The 17,890-nt window shown below is 71.5% G+C and carries 13 protein-coding genes; 12 read left to right on the forward strand and 1 reads right to left on the reverse strand.

The annotated features are described in order from the left end of the window. Positions 1–18 precede the first annotated feature (18 nt). From ABFY03_RS37265 to ABFY03_RS37295, 7 genes are all read left to right on the forward strand, one after another. Positions 19–2,778: a helix-turn-helix transcriptional regulator gene (locus ABFY03_RS37265; RefSeq protein ID WP_346172145.1), complete on the forward strand. Its 2,760-nt coding sequence runs from the start codon at positions 19–21 to the stop codon at positions 2,776–2,778. Positions 2,779–2,950: 172 nt separating this feature from the next. Further along, a complete protein-coding gene (locus ABFY03_RS37270; protein ID WP_346172371.1) occupies positions 2,951–3,727 on the forward strand; it encodes a hypothetical protein in 777 nt (258 codons plus the stop codon). Between the two features lie 347 nt (positions 3,728–4,074). Next, the gene (locus ABFY03_RS37275; RefSeq protein WP_319007596.1) at positions 4,075–4,560 is read left to right on the forward strand and encodes a hypothetical protein; all 486 of its coding nucleotides are present in this window, start codon (positions 4,075–4,077) and stop codon (positions 4,558–4,560) included. 76 nt (positions 4,561–4,636) lie between these two features. Further along, positions 4,637–5,620, forward strand: a complete 984-nt coding sequence (locus ABFY03_RS37280) for a phosphotransferase family protein (RefSeq protein ID WP_319007595.1) — start codon at positions 4,637–4,639, stop codon at positions 5,618–5,620. A 1,129-nt stretch (positions 5,621–6,749) separates the two neighbouring features. Next, on the forward strand, positions 6,750–7,589 hold the full coding sequence (locus ABFY03_RS37285) for a DUF4397 domain-containing protein (protein WP_346172146.1): 840 nt from the start codon (positions 6,750–6,752) through the stop codon (positions 7,587–7,589). 96 nt (positions 7,590–7,685) lie between these two features. Beyond that, on the forward strand, positions 7,686–8,390 hold the full coding sequence (locus tag ABFY03_RS37290; protein WP_319007593.1) for a class F sortase: 705 nt from the start codon (positions 7,686–7,688) through the stop codon (positions 8,388–8,390). A gap of 737 nt (positions 8,391–9,127) precedes the next feature. Continuing rightward, positions 9,128–10,516 carry an aspartate ammonia-lyase gene (locus tag ABFY03_RS37295; protein WP_319007592.1) on the forward strand — a complete coding sequence of 463 codons (1,389 nt, stop codon included), beginning with the start codon at positions 9,128–9,130 and terminating at the stop codon, positions 10,514–10,516. Positions 10,517–10,688: 172 nt separating this feature from the next. On the opposite strand, the gene ABFY03_RS37300 is transcribed toward ABFY03_RS37295, so the two are convergent. Beyond that, entirely contained in the window at positions 10,689–12,122 is a 1,434-nt protein-coding gene (locus ABFY03_RS37300; protein WP_346172147.1) for a pre-peptidase C-terminal domain-containing protein, read from the reverse strand. A 309-nt stretch (positions 12,123–12,431) separates the two neighbouring features. Here ABFY03_RS37300 and ABFY03_RS37305 point away from each other — a divergent pair, with 309 nt between their 5' ends. The 5 genes from ABFY03_RS37305 to ABFY03_RS37325 all read left to right on the forward strand — a co-directional run bounded on the left by ABFY03_RS37305 (position 12,432) and on the right by ABFY03_RS37325 (position 17,836). Beyond that, positions 12,432–13,373 carry an ABC transporter substrate-binding protein gene (locus ABFY03_RS37305; RefSeq protein WP_319007590.1) on the forward strand — a complete coding sequence of 314 codons (942 nt, stop codon included), beginning with the start codon at positions 12,432–12,434 and terminating at the stop codon, positions 13,371–13,373. 2 nt (positions 13,374–13,375) lie between these two features. Next, the gene (locus tag ABFY03_RS37310; RefSeq protein ID WP_346172148.1) at positions 13,376–14,341 is read left to right on the forward strand and encodes an amino acid ABC transporter permease; all 966 of its coding nucleotides are present in this window, start codon (positions 13,376–13,378) and stop codon (positions 14,339–14,341) included. An 8-nt stretch (positions 14,342–14,349) separates the two neighbouring features. Next, positions 14,350–15,102 (forward strand): amino acid ABC transporter ATP-binding protein, encoded by a 753-nt coding sequence (locus ABFY03_RS37315; protein WP_319007605.1) that lies wholly within the window; start codon positions 14,350–14,352, stop codon positions 15,100–15,102. After that, a complete protein-coding gene (locus ABFY03_RS37320; RefSeq protein WP_319007588.1) occupies positions 15,099–16,316 on the forward strand; it encodes a M20 family metallopeptidase in 1,218 nt (405 codons plus the stop codon). The genes ABFY03_RS37315 and ABFY03_RS37320 overlap by 4 nt, the downstream gene beginning before the upstream one ends. Before the next feature lie 224 nt (positions 16,317–16,540). After that, the gene (locus ABFY03_RS37325; RefSeq protein ID WP_346172149.1) at positions 16,541–17,836 is read left to right on the forward strand and encodes a cyanophycinase; all 1,296 of its coding nucleotides are present in this window, start codon (positions 16,541–16,543) and stop codon (positions 17,834–17,836) included. Positions 17,837–17,890: the final 54 nt, after the last annotated feature.

Below are 17,890 nucleotides of genomic sequence, written 5' to 3' on the forward strand. Positions count from 1 at the left end.
GGTGGCGGAGGACCCTCGATGCCCACCCCCCACCTGCCGCCGCAACGCCAGGTACCCCTCGGCCGTTCCCACGAGGCCCAGGTGATCGACCGACTCCTGCACCGGGCGCGCGCGGGGCAGGGCGAAACCCTTGTCGTACGCGGCGAAGCGGGCATCGGCAAGACGACTCTGCTGGACTACGCGAGGACGGCACCAGGAGTCCGTACCCTGCGGGTGTCCGGGGCCGAGTTCGAGAGCGAACTCGCGTTCGCCGCCCTCCACCAGCTCTGCGCCCCCATGCTGAGTGTGCTGCGGCGGCTGCCGGACCCCCAGCGCGGCGCGCTGGAGGCGGCCTTCGGGCTGAGCACCGGCACACCGGACCGGTTCCACCTCGGTCTCGCGGTGCTCAACCTCCTCTCCGAGGCAGCGGCGAGGCAACCCCTGCTCTGTCTCGTCGACGACGCCCAATGGCTCGACCGGGCCTCGGCGCGGGTCCTCGCCTTCGTCGCCCGGCGGATCCAGGACGACCGAATCACGGTCGTCTTCGCCGTCCGGGAGCCGGCGGGCGGTGACGAACTGGCGGGGCTACCGGAACTGCGGCTCGGGGGACTCACCGACGCCGACGCCCGAGGGCTGCTCGACTCCCGGCTGCGGGCACCGCTCGACCGCCAGGTGCGCGAGCGGATCGTCGCCGAGGCGGGGGGCAACCCCCTGGCACTGCTCGAACTGCCGCAGACGGCCGACCTGGCGGGAGGTTTCGCGCTGCCCGCGACGGAGCCCGCACCGGGGGGCGTCGAAGCGAGCTACAGGACGCGGCTGGAGGCACTGCCCGCCCCGACCCGCCTCCTGATGCTGACCGCGGCAGCCGAACCCATCGGGGAGCCCTCCCTCCTCCACCGCGCCGCACGCCTCCTCGGCGTCGATCCCGAAGCGGCGACACCGGCCGAGGACGCCGGGCTGCTGACCGTCAGCCCATGGGTCAGGTTCCGCCACCCACTCGTGCGTTCGGCCGTCTACCGCACCGCGCTCCCGGAAGACCGCCGCGCGGTGCACCGGGCACTCGCCGAGGTCACCGACGACGACCAGCCCGACCGACGGGCCTGGCACCGCTCCATGGCGGCGGCCGGCCCCGACGAAGACGTCGCCGCCTCGCTCGAACGCTCCGCCGGACGTGCCCGGGCACGCGGCGGCATCGCTGCCACCGCCGCGTTCCTCGAACGGGCCGCCGCCTTGACACCGGACCCCGACCGCCGCGCAACCCGAGCCCTGGCCGCCGCCCGTGCCAAACGGGACACCGGCGCCGCCGACGCGGCTCTGGACCTCGTGGCGATGGCCGAGACGGACCTGAGGGCGGACGACACGCCCCGGCGGGCGGAAGCAGCCGCCCTCCGCGCCCGCGTCTCCTTCGACAGGAGACGCGACGACGAAGCGGTGACGAAGCTGCTGCGGGCCGCCGAGGTGACGGCCCACAGCGACCCGGCCGCCGCCCGCGAACTGGTACTCGACGCCTTTGCGGCGGCCGTGTTCGTCGGCCGGTTCGCCCACGGCGCACGCCTTCTCGACGCGGCCGGCGCGGCACGGGCCCTGCCGCCCCTCGACGGTCCCGCTCGCCCTCTCGACCTGCTCCTCGACGGCCTGGCCACCCAGGTGAGCGAGGGCTGTGCCCCGGCCGCCCCGCTGCTGCGCCGAGCCATCGACGCCTACCGCCGTACGGGGAACGGCGACGAATACGGGCTGGGAGAGGTGTGGATGGCCTGCAACGCCGCGATGGACCTCTGGGACGACGCCGCCTGGCGCACGCTGGCCGACCGGCAGATCGCCCTCGCCCGACGGCGCGGCGCCCTGGCGGACCTGCCGGTCCTGCTGAGCTTCCGCGCCCTCGCGCACATCCACGCCGGGGAGTTCAGCCACGCGGCGGCCCTGGTCGACGAGACGCACACGATCGCGGTCGACGCCGGAGCTCCCCCCGTGGTGTACGTCGACGTCTCCCTCGCAGCCTGGCGCGGGGACGAGACCGCGACCGCCGCCTTCGCCGATGTCGCGACACGCGCCTCGCACGAACGGGGAGAGGGCCGGCTGGCCAATGTCACGGAGTACGCCCGGGCCGTCCTGTACAACGGTCTGGGCCAGTACGAGTCAGCGGTGCAGGCGTCGCGTCCCGCGTGCGACCTCGACGAACCGGGCTTCAACTCCTGGGTGCCCGTCGAGTTCGTGGAGGCCGCGGTACGAGCCGGCCGCCGGGACCTGGCCGTCCCGGTGCTGGAACGCCTCTCCGAACGCACCGCGGCCAGCGGCACCCACTGGGCGACCGGGGTGGAGCTGCGCTCCAGAGCGCTGCTCACCGACGGGCCGGCCGCCGACGAGCTCTACCGTGAAGCCATCGTCCAGCTCGGCCGCAGCGAAGGAACCGTCCACCTCGCACGGGCGCGACTCCTCCACGGGGAGTGGCTGCGGCGCGCGGAACGCCTCACCGAGGCCCGTGCTCAACTGCGCGCCGCGCACGAGGAACTCGCCGCCATCGGTGCCGGCGCGTTCGCCGCACGAGCCGCGCGCGAACTGGAGGCGTCCGGCGAACGAGTGCCTGCGCGGGGGACCGGAACACCACACCCGCTCACCCCCCAGGAGTTCCAGATCGCCCGGCTCGTCGCCACCGGCGCCACCTCCCGGGAGGTGGCCACCCAGCTCTTCCTGAGCCCGCGCACGATCGACGCCCACCTGCGGAACGTCTTCAAGAAGCTCGGCATCACCTCCCGCCGCCAGCTCCGCGACCTCCCCCTGGCGGTAGGGCGTGCCGACTGACCGGCACCGACCCCGAACACCCAGCCCCTGCTGGAGGCCCTGCTCACCGGCCACGCCTCGACGCGCCGCGTACTCCGTGTGTCGGCTGGGCGCCCTTCGCAGAGTTCCATGGACCCGCCGCCCGGTGCGGCATGGACCCGTGACAGATCCGACAGCAGAAAGCACCTTCTCGATGACCACTCAACCACTGCGCGCCGAGCGCAGCCGTCCGCGGACCGCTTGCGTCGTGACCGACCTGCCGTTCAAGCCTCAGCTCGTCAGGGCGGTGTTCAGGCACGCGACCTCGTTGCACGTCTCCCGGCAGGCCGCGTGGGCCGCCGCGTCGGTGACGCGGACCGTGTTGACGGAGATCGTCGACGCCGCGAGAAGCGCGGCGGCCGAGGAATCCAGGATGAAGCTGATTCCCAAGGACCTCGTCTCGGCGATCGACCGGAACGTCGAGGTGGACGTGGGATCGGAGTGGTACCTGCACAGCCCGACCTTTCACGGCCTGATGGGCGAGGTGCGCAACGCCGATGGCGCGGTCGTGTCTCTTCGTGAGCGCCGCGGGGCGCGTACACCGAGTGGGGTGGCCGGCGCCCACCGGTTCGAGGCTGGGGTGAGAAGGCTGCTGAGGAGCCGGGGCGTGAGGGCGGTATCGGCGATGGTCCGCGACCTGGACGGAATCGCGAGCGTGTTCCTGACGGCCCTGGCCCGGGACGCGGCCATGGTCGTCCGCGAGGGCGGAGTCAAGCGGTTCGGGACGGTCAGTCTGGTGGTACCGGGTGAGCCGGCCCCTGCCCCGCTGCTCAAGGACCCCCTCCTCGCCCTGTCCACCCGCCACGGGGACAAGCGGACCGTGGGCGGGGACGACGTCCTGGCCGCCGCCACGATGCAACTGTTCGGCGATCTCAGACAACGCGCCATCACCGAGGCAGCCGCGATGACACGCAAGACGCCGGCCGACTGATCGGGCCCGCCCCGGCACTCTGCTCACCGCGCACGGTTCCCACCTGTGCGCGGCTCCCGGAATCCGCCGCCCGCACACGGCACCGGTGAGCCCGGGAGAACGGGCGCGTCGCATGGTGTGAACTGCCGGCACAGGCACTCCACGGGGGCGACCTCCCGCGCGGGACTGATCACCAGCAATGAGCTGCAGGCCCGTTCAGCGGCAGCACCAGAAGCCGTCGTTGTTGAATGACTGGGGAGATGAACCCGCGCGATGACGGATCCCGGCGCCCGCCCTCGACGCGCGCATCGACCCCGACCGGCGAAACGAGGATGCGAAGCAGCAGGCTGGAGAACTACAACGGGGGTATGACCGTTTTCCTCTGTGCCAAGTGCGGCACCGCGATCACGCCGGAGCTGGCGGAGCTTGCCGCTGTCCCCGACCTTGCCGTCGGCGAGCGTGACCGGGACAAGAAGACGCGCCTGGCACCTTCCACCGTTCCTCGGGGCCGCTACGCGATCGATCCTGAGCCCTGGGGACCCCCTTACGTCGTACAGGACGATCAGAAGAACCCCAGGCCGGCTCAGCCGCGGGGGCCCCGGATCCGCCGCGAGGAAGGCTTCGTCACCTCCGCGGGCAGCCGACAGACCGTACTGGTGCACCCCGACGACGCCACCGGCCTCCAGCCGTTGCCCAACGGGGAGAACAGCACGGGGTGCTGCGGACCGGCAGGGGACGAGGGCCTCAACCGAGCCTGCCCCTGCGGCGCTCCGGTCGCTACTCTCGCGGCCGACTGCTTCGGGCCCTACGAACTGCACCTCGACCCTGTCCGGACCTACGCGTTCTCCCCGTAGGGCTCGGCCTTCGCCAAGAGACATGCTCGCCCCGCTCGCCCGGGATGCGGTGGCTGGGGGCGGATAGTCTGCCGGCATGGTTTCGGGTGAGGGGGCCGAGGGCATCGGCGCGAATCTTGGCGGTCAAGGCTGGGGTGCCACGCGCTCCTGGGTGGAGAAGGGGCTGTCCGAGGCGGAGCAGATCGACAATGTCGTGCGCCTGCGCGGCGGCTGGACGTCGGAGATGCGCCGCATTGACCTCCGGGGTCCAGGTGGTCGGCGCTCCCTTGTCCTTCGGTCCTTCGTCAAGCCCTTCTTCGTTCGGCACGCGGGGGGTTTGCTGACCCGTGAGGCGGCTGTCCTGCGCCTTCTCGGTGACACGGACGTGCCCTCGGCCAAGCTGGTGGCGGTGGATGCGACGGCGCGGTACTGCGATCACCCCTCCTTGCTGATGTCCCTGCTGCCAGGGACCGTGCGCCTGGACGACCGGGGTGCTGATGACCGCGCTGACCTGCTGGCCCGGCAACTGGTGCGGATCCATCAGCTGGCGGTGACCGCGCAACAACGGCCTCGCACCTACCAGGCGTGGGCCGCCCCCGAGCGGGTGACTCCGCCCGCGGCGACCGAGCGGCCCGAGCTCTGGCAGCGGGCTGTCGACGTCATCCGCCAGGATCCCCCGGCCTATCAGGGGCGTTTCCTGCATCGGGACTTCCATCCCGGCAACGTCCTCTTCACGGGTACCGGTGATGATCTTCAGATCAGTGGGGTCGTCGACTGGGTGGAGACCTCCTGGGGGCCGGCCGACTTGGACGTGGCTCATTGCTCGACGGCCCTCGCTCTGCTGCACGGGATTCCCGCCGGTATGCGCTTTGCCGATCGCTACGTCGCCGCAGGGGGAACCTTGACTGAAGACGGCACTGCCCATCTCTACTGGCGGCTGCTGGACGCGCTGGGATTCGCTCCGGACGCGGAGAAGGTCGCTGTCCCCTGGCGTGAACTGGGCCGCGTCGACCTCACACCCGGCGTACTGGCTCACAGGCTGGAGGGATACATCGAATCCCTGTTCAGCCGCTATGCCTGAACCTCATCGCCGGGCGAACGCCCACGAGCGGGACTCCTGCGCCGTGGGTGAAAGCCGTGTGCGGCCAGGCGTCATTCCGCCTTTCGCGGATCCGGATCCGCACTCGGCCGTGATCTACAGCCGGCACCAGTCGTCCCCACTGGCGCGCAGCGAACGGCCGAGGTAGTCGCGCAGGTTGTGCGCCACCCAGCGGCGGCTGTCGGTCTCGTGCTCCCAGACGAAGACGTCCGGGCCCTGCGGTCCTCGGCAAGGACCGGCCCAGGCGTCCTCGGTGTGTACGCGGCGCGCAGGGGTAGGCGGTCTGACCGAGCGAAGTGGAACACCTCCTGGACCGGCACGCGCGGACCATCCCCCCGACGCGCGCTGACCGGTCGTACAGCGGCTCCCGCCCGGTTTCTCCTGGCGGGAGCCGCTGTCGGAATACCCCCTTGGCGACTGGCTCGCGCCCCCCGGAGGACGGGGCCGTGGACGTCACGAGCCGCTGAACGCTCGATTCCGGCCCCCTGCCATCCGCGCCCGCCGGCGAGGGCGAGCGCAGCTCTCCGGGAGCTGGGACAGGTCCGCAGGGTGGCAGCCGTCTTGGCTTCGCGCGCGCCAGCCCTGGCCGCCCCCTGGACGGCACTGCGGATGAGCGGTGCGGATGGGTAGGGGTGAGGTGAGCCGGGTCACCCTGGCGTCGAAGTCCCGCTCCTGCGGGGCGGTGGCGCTAGCGCAGGAAGAGACGCACGACCTGGTGGCCGGATCTCCCTCCAGTCGTCGTTGCTGATCAGTTGGCCGCACATCGGTTGGCAGCGGGTGCCGTCGACCTTGCAGCCTTCCGCGGTCACCCTTCATATGCAGAAGGTGACATAGCGGGTGCTCGACGTAAACGGCGCTGAGCTGCGGCTCGACCGGCGTGCGCTGCATGACTCGTACGCTCGGGCTGCGGTCGTCCCGAGGACCTGCCCAGGCATCGGGAAAAGCCCCGTTGCAGTACCAGGTGCGGTCGGGCCTGCCGCCGTTCGGGGTGTGTCGGCCGTATCCGCTACGAGATTCGAGTGCGAGTGAAACCGATCGACGGGGCCCGGCGGAATGCCTCCACATACAGAGGCCTCGAGACCTTCTCGACCGGACGATCGGAATCAACGTCATGAACACGCGTTCTACTGGTGCCGTTCTCGCCGCCGGTATCGCCGTCGCCCTGACCGCCACCGCCACCGCCGCCGCTCCCGCCTTCGCCCAGACGCAGGCTGCCGGCGAACAGGCCACGGTGTCTGTGTTCCACGGCGTCCCCGGCCTGACCGTGGACGTCTACGCGGGCGACAAGGAGCTGCTCCCCGATTTCGCCCCGGGCACGCTCACCGACCCGCTGAAGCTGGACCCGGGCTCTTACGACATCAAGATCTTCAAGGACGGCGAGGGTCCCAAGGGCACCCCGGCCATCCAGAAGACGGTAGAGGTCCCCGCCGGGGCCAACGCCACGCTCGTCGCCCACCTGACCGCCGACGGCAAGCCCGCGCTGGACGCCTTCGTCAACGACACGTCCAAGGTCCCCGCCGGCAAGGCCCGGGTGACCGTCCGCCACGTCGCCGCCGCTCCCGCGGTGGACGTCCGCGCCGACGGCACCGCGGTCTTCAAGAACCTGGAGAACCCGAAGGAGGCGAAGGGCGAGGTGGCGGCCGGATCGGTCTCCGCCGACGTCGTCCTCGCCGGTACGGACACGGTGGCGATCGGTCCGGCGACCCTGGACCTGGCCGAGGGCAGCAACACCGTCGTCTACGCCTGGGGCAGCGCCACCGACAAGAACCTCGCGCTCAAGACCCAGAGCATCACCGGCATGCACTCCGCGCCCGGCGGCGTACCCGCAGGAGAGACCGGAGAGGCCGCGGTCGCGCACAACGAAGGCGTGCTGGGCGTTCTCTCCCTCGGCGCCCTCGTCGCGCTGGGCGCTTCCGGATACCTGCTGCGCCGCCGCGACGACGCCGCCTGAGCCGGTAGCACCTTCCCCGACCCCCGCCGGCCGTCCGGTGCGGTCAGCCCGCGTGGCTGACGGCACCGGACGGCCGCCTGACCGGAAAGGCCGGTTATGGGCACGGCCCGCGCGCAACGCCGCACCCTCCTCGGTGTCGTCATGGCTCTGCTCGGCGTCGCCCTCACTGCGGCGGCGCTCCTCCTGGCCACCCGGGCCGACCGTCCCGCCGGTTCCGGCGACTTCGGGGCCGCGCCGAACGCCACCGTTCCGCCGAAGACGGAGGCGCCCGCGAGCCCCGCGCTCTCCCGCACCGCCACGACTCCCGCAGCTCCGGCCGCCCCCGCCCCCGCTCCCACCCCGGTCGCGGTCCCGGCGCCGCGCGAGCTCGTGATTCCCCGGCTGGGCCTGCGTGCCCCGATCGACCGGGTCGGCGTCGCCGACGACGGGCAAATGGAGGTGCCGAAGGATCCTGACCGCGTCGGCTGGTACCGCTATTCGCCCGCTCCCGGAGCCGATCGGGGCTCTTCGGTGGTCGTGGGGCACGTGGACGCGAAGGGCCTCGGCCTCGGTGTGCTGTACGGCCTGACCGAGGTCCGGAAGGGCGACCGGGTGAGGGTGGTGCGCGACGACGGCACCACCCTCACGTACGAGATCACCGCCCGCCGCACCCTCACCAAGGCGGCCTTGGTGCGCAGCGCGGTGTTCGACCGGGACGGGCCCGCGCTACTGAACCTCGTCACGTGCGCCGGCCCGTACCTGCCCGACAAGGGCGGCTACCAGAACAACCTCGTCGTCACGGCCGCGGAGGTGCCCCGGTGACCGCCAAGTGGAGCGCGGCCCGGGGCTTCCACGCGGTCACCGCGCGCACGCTCGGGGACGCCGAGGAGGCGAAGGACGTCACCTTCCGCTCGGAACGGTGAAGACCTACACGGCGTGGCCTGGTGCGTCTCAAAAGGAGGTGGGAGGTGGACGGTGAAGCACACCGATGAGGAGATCCTGGCGATGACGGCCCTCAGAGAGGAGACCGACCCCTCGGTCTCCCTCCACCTGATGCGACGCCTTCCGCCGCGAGTAGGAGAGCCTCCTCCGTCTCGTCGCCGCGTCGCCCGCCGTCCCCTCCGGACGGTGAGCTGATCGACCCGCCGGACGGGACGTGGGAGGCCATCGCCGCCGAACTCCGCCCCCAGAGCCGTGCCGCAGCCGCCCGCCCGCGCCCGTCCCCGTGATGGACAGCAGCCACACCAAGCTCGTCTCCGTGGGCGTCCTAGGCCCCGGCGGCCGTGGCGTCTTGCCGGTCCCGGACGCCATGGGCCTGCGCCAGTACTCCGTCGTGGATGTCTCCGTCCAGCCGTACGACGGCAAACCGGACCACCCCGGTAAAGCCTCGTCCGGGGCACCGAGACCGGCTGACCCGCTGCGGCTCTGGGCCATGACCGACGCTAGCCCCGGATTCGTAACGGCTGATTCGAATATGCTGTTGCGCGTCCGATCTGTAATGCCTGATACTTCATGGCGGGCGGCGCGCGAGTCGCCCGTGCCGACAGCGAGGGGCGGACATGCGACGCGAAGAGCGCGATCTCATCGGTGTGCGAGAAGTACCGGAAGACGTCTACTGGGGCATTCACACCCTGCGTGCGCTGGAGAACTTCCCCCTCACGGGCATTCCGCTCTCGTCGCACCCCGAACTCGTCGTCGCGCTGGCCGCGGTGAAGGAGGCGGCCGCGCTGGCCCACCTGGAGTTGGGGACCCTTCCCGAGGAACGGGCCCGGGCCGTCGTCGCGGCGTGCCGCGAGATCCGCACGGGCCGCCTCCACGACCAGTTCGTCGTGGACGTCTTCCAGGGCGGCGCGGGCACCTCGGCGAACATGAACGCCAACGAGGTCGTCGCCAACCGGGCACTCGAAATCCTGGGGCACCCGCGCGGCCGCTACGAGCACCTGCACCCCAACGACGACGTGAACCGCTCCCAGAGCACCAACGACGTGTATCCCACGGCGGCCAAGCTGGCGGTGTACGCCTCCGCGGGCCGGCTGCTCGACGCCATGACCGTGCTGCGCGACGCCTTCGGCGACCGCGGCGGGCACTTCGCGAAGACCGTGAAGCTCGGGCGCACCCAGCTCCAGGACGCGGTGCCGATGACGCTGGGCCGGGAGTTCGACGCGTTCGCCCTGACCGTACGGGACGACGCCGACCTCATCGGTCTGGCCGCCGCCTCCCTCCTCGAAGTGAACCTTGGGGGCACGGCGATCGGCACCGGGCTCAACGCGGACGAGGGCTTCGCCCGGCTGGCCGTCACCCATCTCGAAACCGTCGCGTCCGTGCCGGTCCGGCCCGCCCGCGACCTGGTGGAGAGCACGCAGGGCGTCGGCGCATTCGTCCGGCTCTCCGGCGCCCTCCGCCAGTTCGCCGTACGGCTGTCCAAGATCTGCAACGACCTCAGGCTGCTCGCCTCGGGCCCCGGGGCGGGCCTCGGCGAGATCCGGCTGCCTGAGCTCCAGGCCGGGTCGAGCATCATGCCGGGCAAGGTGAATCCGGTGATGCCCGAGGCCGTGAACCAGGTCTGCTTCGACATCATCGGCGCGGACGCCGCGGTCTGCGCGGCGGCTCAGGCGGGGCAGCTCCAGCTGAACGCCTTCGAGCCCCTGATGGTCCACCACCTGCTCAATTCGGCCAACCGGCTCGCCGCCGCCTGCCGGCTCCTGGCCGAGCGCTGCGTCGTCGGCATCGAGGCCGACGAGGAGCGCCTGCGCGCCATGGTGGAGCGGAGTGCCGGCCTCGCCACCGCGCTGAACCCGGTCATCGGCTACCAGCGGTCCACGGCCCTGGCCCGGGAGTGCCGCGAGTCGGGGCTTCCCGTCCGGGAGCTGGCGACCCGCGACGGGCTGCTGACCGACGGCGAACTCGACGAGCTGCTCGACCCGTGGCGGCTCGCCCGCCCGTGTTAGGTCCCGGCAAAGCGGAGTCCCGGCCAGGGGGAGTCCCGGCCAGGGGGAGTCCCGGCCAGGGGGGGCCCGGCCGGGCTGGGCCCGGCCGGGACGTTACATGTGGTGCGTCATGTTCGGTGCGGGACTCCCGCGGGGCCCGGTCTGGCGTGCCGGGCCCCGCGGGGCGAGAGCGTCAGCTTCTGGTGAGGGTGCAGGCGTAGGTGGCGGTGCCGGAGCCGCTGTATGCCTCCACGTCGAGGTAGTAGGTGCCTGTCCCGGTCGCGGTCCTGGTGAACGACAGCGACTCGTCGGTGCCCGCCCCGTCGTTCACGGACCGGGTCAGGGTGCTGCCGTTCGCGTCGAGCCAGTACACGTCGGCGTCGTAGGCCGTGGGCACGGCGCAGCTCACCGAGACCGTCTGGCCGGCCGCCACGGAGACCTTGAAGTAGTCGCGGTCGCTCGTCGACTTCATGCTGCCCGTGAGGGTGCCGGGCGAGGCGAGCGCGGTGGCGTCGTCCGCCGTGTCGCGCGTGTCGTTGGGCTCGCTCTCCGTGACCGTGGTCCCGCCGCCGCCCTGGGTGCCACAGTCGGTCAGGGGCGTCCCGTTGTAGAGATCGGCGTCCGTCACGCCGTTCGTGACGCTGCGCAGGTAGTAGCCGCAGGTGGGGCGGTTCTTGAAGTCGAAGGTGGAGCCCGGTGTCAGACGCCAGATCTTGAAGCCGCTGTAGGTGAGGGGCTTTCTTTCGACGGCCTGCTCCGGCTGGTGGTCGGCGAGGACGACGTAGGCGTCCTTGCCGTACTGGGTCGCCATGCCGTTGCGGTCGAGGAACAGCGAGCCGCCGCCCTCCTCCACGCCGACGCCCCAGGCGGAGCCGCCCGGCGCGAGACCGTCCTTCACGGCGCGCGCCAGGAAGGACATGGTGCGGCCCATGCGGTCGCGGGTCACGAAGTGGGAGTCGTTGATGACGGCTCCGTAGTTCGCCCACTCGAACATGCCGGTGGTGAAGCTGACGTACCGATCGTACGGGTTGGCGAGGGCCTCCGCGCTGGTGACGCTGCCGTTGCAGGCGTCGTAGACGATCGGGCTGTTGATGTGGTGGCCCGCGCTGCCGCCGCCGGAGCCGCCGCCCTTGGCGACGACCGACTCGACGGAGGCTTCCAGGGCGGTGCCCTTCCAGGCGGCGTAGCGGCACTGGTCACCGCCGGCGAAGTAGACGAACTCGGCGTTGCGGACATCGGTGTTCATCTGGCTGTTGTTGCCGTCGGACGCCGTCGTCAGCGTCCACGTCGTACAGGAGTTGACGCCGGTCAGGCCCGTGATCGTGTCGCACTCCGGGGTCTTGCTGCCCGAGGTCGGCGCCGAACCGGCCACGACGACCACGTCGAGGCTCCCGGTGCCGCCGCGGATCTCGTTGATGGCCCGGGTCATCGAGGCCGTCACGATGCCGCCGGCTCCGTTCATCGTGAACGCCGGACCGTTCCACGTACTGCGGCTGACGTCGGACGCGCTGCCGAGCCGGATGCGGTCGGCTGCCGCCTGCGCCGGCTGATGTGCCATCAGGACGGAGGCCATCGCGGTGAGGACGACGGCGGCCGCCGCCGGGGCCCTGAAGGGGCGGTGTGTCATGTGCACTCCTGGAAAGGGGGTGACTCGATGCCGCGGCCGTCGGACGAGGGCCACGGGATTGGTAGCGGAACATACAAGTAACGGCCTTGATCGGGAAGATGTAAGTCCGGAACGGCGCCCCGCCCCTCGCGATCGAGCCGTCAAGGCGCGCCAAAAACGCCCAAACCATCCCAGCGATGAGGTCGAAGTCCTCGTTACATGAACGTAATAGGACTTACATCTAGCCATCGGATGGGTTCCTCTGTAACTTCGCAGCAGTGCCGGGCGGTCAGATTCCGCAGGCAGATAACCACCGAGAGGTTCCAGGCGATGAACGCTCTTATCGCGCGCCCCGCGGCCGCCGCCGCCGTGGCGGCGACCATGCTCCTGTCCCTTTCCGCCTGTGGCGGTGACGAGCCCGCCGCCCCGTCGGGCAAGGTCGTCATCGGCGGCGTGGAGATCGTGAAGGACCAGAAGCTGCACGACCTGCTCCCCGAAAAGGTCAAGAAGGCCGGCGAGGTGCGCGTCGCGACGGACGTGCCGTACCCGCCCTTCGAGATGTACGTGAAGGAGGGGGAGACCGCGCTGACGGGGCTGGACTACGACCTCGGCCAGGCCCTCGGCGCCAAGCTCGGCGTCCGCTTCGCCTTCGCTCCGCAGAAGTTCGACGGGATCGTCCCGGCCATCCAGGCCGGCAAGTTCGACGTGGCGATGTCCGCGATCACGGACAACAAGGAGCGGCAGAAGGTCGTCGACTTCGTCGACTACTCCCAGTCCGGCTCCGGCATCCTCGTCGGCGACGGCAACCCGGCGAAGGTGACCACCCTCGACGACCTGTGCGGACGGAAGGTCGCCGTGCAGGCCGCGACCAACCAGCTCGACCTGCTCAAGTCCCACCAGGCCGCATGTACCGGCGCGGGCAAGGGGAAGATCGACATCCAGACCTTCCCCAAGGACTCCGACGCCCAGCTCGCGCTGCGCTCCGGCAAGGTGATCGCCCAGGTGCTGACCAAGCCCGCCGCCGGCTGGGTCGCCAAGACCGCCGACGCGGGCAAGGCGTTCGACCTGGTCGAGGACCCGGCCGCGCCCGGCGGCTACAACGCCTCGCCCAACGGCATCGCCATCAGCAAGCAGCTGCCCGAGCTGACGGACGCCATCCAGAAGGCGCTGCAGTCCCTCATCGACGACGGCACCCTGATCAAGATCTACAACAAGTACGGCGTCCCCTCCATCGCGGTGAAGGAAGCCACCAAGAACGCGGCGGTGGACTAAAGATGGCCGGCACGACCCGGGTCCCGCAGAGCACCACCGCCACGGACCAGCCCCCCACCGGGGAACTCGAGATCGTCCCTGTCCGCAACTACGCGCGCTGGATCGCGGCCGTCGCCTCGGTCCTCGCCCTCGTCGGACTGATCGGCTCCCTCGCCAAGAACGACAACCTGCGCTGGGACGTCGTCGGCGACTACCTCTTCGCCGACCTCATCTTCGACGGTCTCGCGACGACGCTCTGGCTCACCGCCGCCGCCATGCTGCTCGGCCTGGCCCTCGGCACGCTGATCGCCGTCATGCGGCTCTCGTCCAGCCCCGTGCTGTACGGCCTCGCCAACGCCTTCGTCTGGGTCTTCCGCGGCACCCCCCTGCTCGTCCAGATCATCTTCTGGGGATACGCCGCGGCGCTCTACACGTACGTGAAGATCGGCGTTCCCTTCACCGACATCACCTTCTTCCAGGCCGAGACCAACGCGCTGCTCACACCGGCGATCGCCGCCCTCCTGGCCCTCGGCCTGAACGAGGCGGCCTACGCCTCCGAGATCGTCCGCGCCGGCATCCAGTCCGTCGACCCCGGCCAGGCGGAGGCCGCGCACTCGCTGGGCATGCGTCCCGCGCTCACCATGCGCCGGATCGTGCTTCCCCAGGCCATGCGCGTCATCATCCCGCCGATGGGCAACGAGACCATCAACATGCTGAAGATGACCGCGCTCGTCTCGGTCATCTCCGCCCACGACCTGATGTCCAACATCCAGGACGTCTACGCCCAGAACTACCAGGTCATCCCCATGCTGGTGGTGGCCAGCATCTGGTACCTGGCCCTCGTCACCCTGCTCAGCGTGCCCCAGGCCTGGCTGGAACGACGCTACGGCCGCGGCACCACCCGCGCCGGACACGTCTCGCCCTTCCGGCGCCTGCTCGGCGGAACGGTGGAGCGGCTCGGCAAGAACAGCAAGGAGCAGAACCGATGAGCACCCCCATGGTGCGCGCCGAAGGAGTACGCAAGCACTTCGGGAGACTGGAGGTCCTCAAGGGCATCGACCTCACCGTCGAGCGCGGCCAGGTCTGCTGCCTCCTCGGCCCCTCCGGCTCCGGAAAGTCCACCTTCCTGCGCTGCATCAACCACCTGGAGAAGGTCGACGGCGGCCGGCTCACCGTCGACGGGGAGCTCGTCGGCTACCGCCAGCAGGGCAACAAGCTCCACGAGCTGCGCGAACGCGAGGTCGCCGACCGCCGCCGCGACATCGGCATGGTCTTCCAGCGCTTCAACCTCTTCCCGCACATGACGGCCGTCGAGAACGTGATGGAGGCCCCCGTCAAGGTCGCGGGAGTCTCCCGCACCGACGCCCGGGAGCACGCCCACGCCCTCCTCGACCAGGTCGGCCTCGGCGACCGCGGGCACCACTACCCCGCCGAGCTGTCCGGCGGACAGCAGCAGCGGGTGGCGATCGCCCGGGCGCTCGCCATGAAGCCCAAGCTCATGCTCTTCGACGAGCCGACCTCCGCCCTGGACCCCGAACTCGTCGGAGACGTCCTGGACGTCATGCGGCAGCTCGCCGCGGACGGCATGACGATGGTCGTCGTCACCCACGAGATCGGCTTCGCCCGCGAGGTCGGCGACACCGCCGTCTTCATGGACGAGGGCGTCGTCGTGGAATCGGGCGACCCCCGCCAGGTGCTCGTCGAGCCGGAGCAGGAGCGCACCCGCGCCTTCCTGTCCAAGGTCCTGTGAGCGCCCCCGCCCGCCGCCAGGAGAGGCTCGACGACCTCCTGGAACTGGCCCGCGCCCGCCGCGCCGACTACCTGTGCGACCTGGAGGAGCTCGTCTCCGTCGACTCCGGCTCCTACAGCGCCGAAGGCGTCAACGAGGTTGCCGACTGGATCGAGCGCAGGCTCGAACGGATCGGGTTCACCGTGGAACGCGTCCGCTTCCCGGCGACGCCCGACGGACACCGCACCGGCGACGCCCTCGTCGGCCGCCGCCGCGGCACGCTGCCCGAGTCGGAGGGCGGCCGCAGGATCCTCCTCGCCGGCCACATGGACACCGTCTTCGAGAACGGCACCGCGGCCGCTCGCCCCTTCCGCGTCGACGGCTCCACGGCGTACGGCCCCGGCGTCAGCGACGACAAGGGCGGCCTGCTCGCCGGACTCACGGCCCTGGAGATCCTCGGCGCCCTCGGCGTCGACGCGTACGACGAGCTGGTCCTGCTCGCCACCCCCGACGAGGAGATCGGCTCGCCGGCCAGCCGGCCGCTGATCGAGGCGACGGCCGCCGGCGCGCACTTCGGGCTCGGCCTCGAATGCGCCCGGGAGAACGGCGACCTCGTCATCGCCCGCAAGGGCGTCGCCGACTTCCGTCTCACCGTCACCGGCCGGGCCGCGCATGCCGGCATCGAGCCGGAGCGCGGGGCCAACGCCGCCCTGGCCGCCGCCCACCTCACCGTCGCGCTCCAGGCCCTCAACGGCCACTGGGACGACGTCACGGTCAACGTCGGCGTCGTCCGGGCCGGAACCCGCGCCAACATCGTCTGCCCTCGGGCGGAGCTGCGCATCGAGGTGCGCGCCGCCACGACGGCCGACATCCAGCGGGTCACCCGTGCCATCCGCGAAGCCGCCGACCAGCCCGGCGTCCCCGGCGTCACCGTCGAGGTCGAGCAACTCGATGTGTGCCCGCCGATGGAGGACACCCCCGCCTCCCGGCGGATGTTCGACCACGCGCGCGCCGCCGCCCGGGCGGCCGGCATCGAGCTGGGCGCCGCCGCCACCGGCGGTGTGGGCGACGCCAATCTCATCGCCGGTGCGGGCATCCCCGTCCTCGACGGCCTGGGCCCGGTCGGCGGCGCCGACCACACCCCCCAGGAGTGGCTCGACGTCACCAGCGTCCCGCAGCGCGTCGCCCTCCTCGCCGACCTGATCGCCTCCCTGGGCACGGCCGGCACCGCCTGAACGACGCCGCACCTCCTGAACGACGCCGCACCTCCTGAACGACGCCGGCGCCTTCTGAAGACGCCGGCGCCGCCGCGGCGCCGACCTCGACGCGCGGCGGAGGGAAGCCCCCGCTCCCCTCCGCCGCGGGTACGGCGCCGACCCCGCCGAGGTGCCCCGCCACCGACCCCGGCCACGCCCCTCCCGCACCGTCCCGCGACCATCCGACCCTCAACGGAGGCACCATGCGCGTCCCTTCCGCACCCGCACCCGCACGCCGCACCGTCCTCGCCGGCGCCCTCGCCGTCTCCCTTCTCACGGTCTCCTCCTCCGCCCTCGCCGACACCCCGAGGGCCCGGACCCAGGCGGGGTCCCTCGTCCTGATCGGCGGAGCCCTCAAGGAGAGCAACACCCAGGTCTACGGTGAGATCATCAAGAGGGCCGGCGGCCCCGGCGCCCGCATCGGGATCATCACGGCCGCGTCCGTTCCCGAGAGCCAGGACCCCCACGCCGGGGACCCCGAGCGGTGCAGCAACTCCGCCTGCAACGGCGCGTACTACGCCGAGGTCTTCAAGCGACACGGCGCCGCGGACGCCCAGTGGATCCCCCTGGACATCGACCACGTCGCCAACGCCGACGCGGACGCCGTCGTCGCCCAGGTCAACTCCATGACCGGCTTCTTCTTCGGCGGCGGCGACCAGTACCGCTACGTCACCACCCTCCTGCGCGGCGACGCGCACCAGGACTCCAAGGTCCTGGCCGCCATCCGCGCCAAGCTCGCCCGGGGCGCCGTCGTCTCGGGATCCTCCGCGGGCGCCCAGATCGCCTCCGGCCCCGACATGGTCACCGGCGGCGAATCGTACGAAGCCCTCCGGGACGGCAGCGCACCCGGCTACTTCGACGACCCGACCCGGCTCGGGTACCTTCCCCGGGGCGGCTTCGGCTTCCTCCGCTCCGGACTCGTCGACACCCACACCGGCGCCTACGGACGCGAGGGCCGAGCCCTGCGCCTCGCCTCCGACACCGGCCACGACCGCGTCTACGCCCTGGAGGAGAACACCGCCCTCGTCGTCGACCGGCCGGGCAGCTCCCGCGAGCACCTCAGCGTCCTCGGTCCGAACGGCGTCGCCGTCCTGGACCTGCGCGACGCCCGCGCCCACGACTCCGGGGACGGCTGGTCCCTGCGACGGGCCCTTTACAGCTACCTCACGGACGGAGACCAGTACGACGCGCGCACCTGGACCGCGCGCGTTGACCCGTCCAAGCAGCCCCTGAACCCCGCCGGAACGGCGCCCGTGCCCGCCAACGCGGACGTCTTCTCCTCCTTGGCCAATCCCGACAGCGTCCCGTACGGCTTCCGGACCACCGCGCGGGCGCTCGCCTCGACGCGGGCGCAGACCAGCGCGACCGCGACCACGTTCGAGAGCGGGCCGCGGTTCACGGTGACGTTCACCAAGGCGCGCGGTTTCGCCGCCTTCACCGGCGACGGCACGGACGCCCGTACGCTCCTCTCCCTGCGCATCGACATCGCGCCGCGCTGACCGGCCGAACGCGACAAGGAGCCAGCCCCGGGAGGGGGCCGGCTCCTACGCGTC

It is taken from the genome of Streptomyces roseofulvus (assembly GCF_039534915.1).
GTDB classification, from domain to species: domain Bacteria; phylum Actinomycetota; class Actinomycetes; order Streptomycetales; family Streptomycetaceae; genus Streptomyces; species Streptomyces roseofulvus.

Bases quoted from the DNA above. Each gene is read 5' to 3' on its own strand.
- ABFY03_RS37265 (WP_346172145.1), top strand. From the start codon at position 19: ATGCCCACCCCCCACCTGCCGCCGCAACGCCAGGTACCCCTCGGCCGT.
- ABFY03_RS37270 (WP_346172371.1), top strand. From the start codon at position 2,951: ATGACCACTCAACCACTGCGCGCCGAGCGCAGCCGTCCGCGGACCGCT.
- ABFY03_RS37275 (WP_319007596.1), top strand. From the start codon at position 4,075: ATGACCGTTTTCCTCTGTGCCAAGTGCGGCACCGCGATCACGCCGGAG.
- ABFY03_RS37280 (WP_319007595.1), top strand. From the start codon at position 4,637: ATGGTTTCGGGTGAGGGGGCCGAGGGCATCGGCGCGAATCTTGGCGGT.
- ABFY03_RS37285 (WP_346172146.1), top strand. From the start codon at position 6,750: ATGAACACGCGTTCTACTGGTGCCGTTCTCGCCGCCGGTATCGCCGTC.
- ABFY03_RS37290 (WP_319007593.1), top strand. From the start codon at position 7,686: ATGGGCACGGCCCGCGCGCAACGCCGCACCCTCCTCGGTGTCGTCATG.
- ABFY03_RS37295 (WP_319007592.1), top strand. From the start codon at position 9,128: ATGCGACGCGAAGAGCGCGATCTCATCGGTGTGCGAGAAGTACCGGAA.
- ABFY03_RS37300 (WP_346172147.1), bottom strand. From the start codon at position 12,122: ATGACACACCGCCCCTTCAGGGCCCCGGCGGCGGCCGCCGTCGTCCTC.
- ABFY03_RS37305 (WP_319007590.1), top strand. From the start codon at position 12,432: ATGAACGCTCTTATCGCGCGCCCCGCGGCCGCCGCCGCCGTGGCGGCG.
- ABFY03_RS37310 (WP_346172148.1), top strand. From the start codon at position 13,376: ATGGCCGGCACGACCCGGGTCCCGCAGAGCACCACCGCCACGGACCAG.
- ABFY03_RS37315 (WP_319007605.1), top strand. From the start codon at position 14,350: ATGGTGCGCGCCGAAGGAGTACGCAAGCACTTCGGGAGACTGGAGGTC.
- ABFY03_RS37325 (WP_346172149.1), top strand. From the start codon at position 16,541: ATGCGCGTCCCTTCCGCACCCGCACCCGCACGCCGCACCGTCCTCGCC.